The organism is Desulfobacter sp. (genome assembly GCF_050177295.1).
Window position 1 is genome coordinate 1 of the sequence record NZ_JBFXHE010000332.1, and the last position, 4,977, is coordinate 4,977.

Annotated in this window: 3 protein-coding genes and 1 pseudogene; 2 read left to right on the plus strand and 2 right to left on the minus strand. The window is 45.6% G+C overall.

All coding sequences use genetic code 11. The annotated features are described in order from the left end of the window. A pseudogene (locus tag AB7U36_RS18285) lies at positions 1–181 on the plus strand (capsular biosynthesis protein CpsI); the annotation flags it as partial. A 132-nt stretch (positions 182–313) separates the two neighbouring features. Here the strand turns inward: AB7U36_RS18285 and pepN are convergent. Together pepN and elbB are read right to left on the minus strand one after the other, a co-directional pair. After that, positions 314–2,920 (minus strand): aminopeptidase N, encoded by a 2,607-nt coding sequence (gene pepN, locus AB7U36_RS18290; protein ID WP_428161101.1) that lies wholly within the window; start codon positions 2,918–2,920, stop codon positions 314–316. Between the two features lie 168 nt (positions 2,921–3,088). Beyond that, the gene (elbB, locus tag AB7U36_RS18295; protein WP_428161102.1) at positions 3,089–3,745 is read right to left on the minus strand and encodes an isoprenoid biosynthesis glyoxalase ElbB; all 657 of its coding nucleotides are present in this window, start codon (positions 3,743–3,745) and stop codon (positions 3,089–3,091) included. 472 nt (positions 3,746–4,217) lie between these two features. Here elbB and AB7U36_RS18300 point away from each other — a divergent pair. Next, positions 4,218–4,977, plus strand: a 760-nt coding sequence (locus AB7U36_RS18300) for a UDP-glucose dehydrogenase family protein (protein ID WP_428161103.1), incomplete at its 3' end; no start/stop codon positions are given.

Here is a 4,977-nt window from a genome sequence, read left to right on the forward strand (position 1 = left end):
TGCCCTGGGCAAAAGAGCGAAAATTGACTATCAGCCCATGCAGGCAGGTGATGTGCCCGCCACCTGGGCCGATGTCGATGATCTTATTGCCGCCACCGGGTTTAAGCCTGGAACGTCAATAAAACAGGGGATACAGAATTTTGTGGACTGGTATAAGGAATACTATGTCTCAATGTCATAAAGTTAAGATGCTTTCGGATTAAAACCACGAAGTTCACTTCGCTCATATCTTCGTGAACTTTGTGTTCTTCGTGGTAAAATAAAATACTAACTGCTTAAGTTTATGATATTTTTTGGGCCTTAGACCACCATATTACTCTAACGCCCGGGATACAATTTCATAAAGATTCCTGGATAGCCCTTTTTCTTTCGCCATGGTCTCAAGTTGTTTTTTCATCATAGTTTGTCTGTTTTCATCATAGCGTTTCCACAAATTGAAGCATGCGCAAAGCCGTGCGGCTGTCTGGTGGTTGATTTTATCCAGCGCCAGAATCCGTTGGCCCACAAATTCATAGCCTTGTCCGTCAGCCTTGTGAAAATGCATGGGATTGTTGATGGCAAAGGCAAATATGAGCGCCCGGACCTTGTTGGGGTTGGCCATGGAAAACGCTTTGTGTGCGGTCAGTTTTTTTACCTGGTCTAAGGTGTCATTAAGGCTGGAAAGGGCCTGGACAGAAAACCATTTGTCGATAACCAGGGTACGGGCCTGCCATTTGTCATAAAAAATGTGACATGCCTTATCACGTATGTCAGGATTCATGTGGCTCAGGATTTTGAAGGCGGCAAATTCATCTGTCATATTGCCGGGGCATTCAAACTGTTTTTGCACAAGGTCCTGGATATCCTTGCCCGGCAGGCAGCCAAGATAGGAAAGGCAACGGTTTTTAAGGCTTCTGTCCGCCATGGCCGCACCTGAAATCTCAGCGGGGTTTGCGGACCGGCAGATGTCATATACGGTTTTTAATTCTGATGCCAGTTTTTCGGCCAGGGTTTGTTTCAAAAAGATCCTTGCCTGGTGAATGGCCTCAACATCAATGATCTCAAAATGATCCTTTATTTCTGTTTCCAAGGGCAGGGCAAGGGCCTTGGAAAGAAATGCCCTGTCTTTTTCTTTGTCTTTCAGAGCCAGGGAAAAGGCCTGTACAAGTCTTGCGGATACAGTCATGGGGCTGCCGGTCTGGATGGCAGCCACCAGATTTTTTATCTCATTGATGAACAGGGTCTGGGCCGCACGCCACTGGTTAAAGGGATCGGTATCCCGGGCCATGAGAAAGGCAAGGTCCTGATCTGAAAAATCTGTGGTCAGGCGGACAGGCGCAGTAAATTCCCTGAATACGGACGGGTAGATATCGGCAGATACATTTTCAAATTTAAAGGTGTGAGTTTCCTTTGTCAGCTCATACAGAACGTCTGGTTTGACCGTTTCTCCGGCCCTGGTGATCAAAGAGATCCGAACGGGGATGTGAAAGGGTTTCTTTTCGGATTGATTTCTATCCGGGGATGTGGCCTGGGTAAAGGTCACGGACAGGGTCCCGGTATTTTCATCATAGTGACGAGTCATGGAAATTTCCGGGGTACCGGACTGGGTGTACCACAGGAAAAACTGGTCCAGGCTGCGGCCGGATACCTTTGCCATGACATCAACAAAATCCTCAAGGGTTACGGCCATGCCGTCAAATTTTTCAAAATACAGATCCATGCCTTTTCTGAACAGGTCCTGTCCTAAAAGCTGATAGATCATGCGGATTACTTCTGCACCTTTTTCATACACGGTCATGGTGTAAAAGTTATCCATTTTGATGTACGCGTCCGGCCGTACCGGGTGGGTCATGGGGCCGCCGTCCTCTGGAAACTGTGCCGCCATAAGGTTTTTTACATCACTGATGCGCTTCACCGGGCGTGAATTCATGTCCGATGAAAATTCCTGGTCCCGGAAAACGGTGAGTCCTTCCTTGAGGCTGAGCTGGAACCAGTTTTTCAGGGTGATCCGGTTGCCGGTCCAGTTGTGGAAGTATTCGTGGGCAATAACGCCCTGGATGCCCATGAAATCATCGTCCGTAGCTGTTTGCGGATCTGCCAGCACATATTTGGCGTTAAATATGTTCAGCCCCTTGTTTTCCATGGCTCCGGCATTAAAATCGTTGATGGCCACGATCTGGTACAGATCCAGATCATATTCCCGGCCAAACCGGGTTTCATCCCATGCCATGGCCTGTTTCAGGGAGGTCATGGCATGGCTGCAAAGGGCAATATTCTCTTTTTCAGAATAGATTTTTAACGTCACATGCCTGCCTGATGCGGTTGTGAAGCGGTCCTCTAACACGGCAAGATCCCCGGCCACCAGGGCAAAGAGATAGCAGGGTTTTTTAAAGGGATCTTTCCAGACGGCAAAGTGGCGGTTGTTGTCAAGGTCACCGGATTTTACAGGGTTGCCGTTGGATAACAGCACAGGATACCGGGTTTTGTCCGCCACAATGGTGCAGGAAAAAGGCGCCATCACATCGGGCCGGTCAGGGTAGGGCGTGATATTGCGGAATCCCTGGGCCTCACACTGGGTGCATAAAATGCTGCCCGAACGGTATAATCCTTCTAACGCTGTATTTTCATCCGGTTTAAGTATGTTTGTGATTTCAAGCTCAAAAACATCCGGGGTGGCAACAAGGGTAAAGGTTTCATCATCGCTTTGGTATTCACCGGGCAAAAGCACCATGTCACCGGCAACCACGGAAATAATGTCAAAATTCCCCTTGTTCAGCAGCAAAGGAGTTGTTTCATCTGCCCAGGTTCGATCTTTTCTTATTTTAAGTTTGGATGTCACCCGGGTGTGGTCATCCCGGATGTCAAAGATCAGGTCAACATGGTCGACAATGAATTCAAAGGACCGGTAGTCTTTTAAATGTATTTTTTTGTGTTCATTCATAATGAAAGTTAAAATACAACCGGTCCAGAGCCTTGTCAATTTTTATAAGAAACTGGAAACAAGATACAGGAAACAAGAGAGCGAAGCGCCTGGGGCGCCCATTTTAGCCCTGCATTGTTGGTGCCTTTAGTTTTATTGTTTGTTTGTGGGCTTGGGGCCCCACGCGGATTATATCAAGGCCAATACCTCAGTTACTAATTTTTCAATTCCGATGGCGATATCTTTAATATTAGGTCCAAGCATATATGCCGGCGTTGTCACAATTTTTTTATCCCGGTCTATATGTATCTGATCAACAGCGCATACCACATGTTTGCCACCCATTTTTTCGATCAGGTCCGCGGTTCCCTGGTCATTTCCAATGGTGACTTCAGGATGTTTATCGGCAATTGCCTTTGTTAACGTCGCCGGCGCAATACAAATGGCGCCAACAGGCTTTTGCTTGTTAATCATGTCAGTTATAATCCGCTGAACTTCCGGATGAACCTGGGCCTGGATATTATTAATCGCAAAATTGCTTAAATTTTTGGCTGCACCAAAACCACCCGGTATGATGATGGCATCCACATCACTTACTTGAACATTTTTTAAATCCTTAATCTCTCCCCGGGCAATCCGTGCAGATTCTACCAGTACATTTCTTTTCTCGGAAGTTTCTGTCCCGGATAAATGATCAATGACATCATATTGTTCCATATTCGGTGCCATGCAAATAATATCTGCACCAGCCCGGTCCAAAAACAGCATTGTCAATACAGCTTCATGAATTTCAGAACCATCGTATACGCCACAACCTGCCAATAATACGCCTATTTTTTTGCTCATAATCTATTCTCCAAATTTATTAAATGGTAGTCTTTTCTTGATTAATTCTGCTAAAAAATACGATGTCATCCGAGTAACAAATGTGATCAAGTAATTGTGTAGTTATTTTCTACATAACGCCAGAAATATCACTTCAGTTTTTCCTTATCAGAAAGGACCTGAGTTGACAAGCAATTTATGAAATTGAATATTCTATTTTACCAAGCGCATGAAGAATATATATACCAGACAATAAATCTTCATGACTTTAATTGGAATCATCTTAACTTTATGGCATTGAAGTCGGATTTGTAAAATGATAAACGGGAGTTGGGGACGGTTCTGGGCTTAAGTGCCAAGTTAGATTGACATATATAAAAGGATTAATTACCATGCAAAAATTTCATATTCATTATCTGACAATAGTCAGTTTATCCAGGACCCCAACTGCTTGGGTTCGGTCTGGAAACAAATGAAAGGTAGAACGAAATAGATGAAATTAACGATTATCGGAACCGGATATGTGGGCCTTGTCACGGGTGCATGTTTTTCTGAAATGGGAAGTCATGTGACGTGTGTGGACATTGACCGGGAAAAAATAGATAACTTGAAAAAAGGGATTCTTCCCATTTATGAACCCGGCCTTGAATCCATAGTCCTTAACAATTTTAAAGAAGGAACCCTTGAATTCACCACGAGTCTGGCCCAGGTCGCAAAGGATTGCAATGTCTTTTTCATTGCCGTGGGCACCCCGCCGGGGCAGGACGGATCGGCTGATCTGCGGTATGTATTGGACGCGGCCCGTCAGATCGGTTCCGTGATTGAAGATTACGCCGTGATTGTGGATAAATCTACGGTGCCCGTGGGTACAGCTGATAAGGTCAAAGCGCAGGTCCGCAAAGAACTTGAAGCCCGGGGAGCAACCATTGAATTTGATGTGGTATCAAATCCCGAATTTCTTAAAGAAGGGGCGGCTGTTAATGATTTCCTCAAGCCGGACCGGATTATCCTGGGCGCGGATTCCGACCGGGCCGCAAAGTTGATGCGCAGGCTGTATGCACCTTTTTCAAGAAACCGGGACAAAATGTTGTTCATGAATGTCAAAGACGCTGAAATGACAAAATATGCGGCCAACTCCATGCTGGCCACAAAAATTTCTTTCATGAATGAGATATCCAACCTGTGTGAACGTTTGGGCGTGGATGTGGAGAATGTGCGCAAGGGAATCGGTTCAGATTCCCGCATCGGGTATT

Bases quoted from the DNA above. Each gene is read 5' to 3' on its own strand.
- pepN (WP_428161101.1), bottom strand. From the start codon at position 2,920: ATGAATGAACACAAAAAAATACATTTAAAAGACTACCGGTCCTTTGAA.
- elbB (WP_428161102.1), bottom strand. From the start codon at position 3,745: ATGAGCAAAAAAATAGGCGTATTATTGGCAGGTTGTGGCGTATACGAT.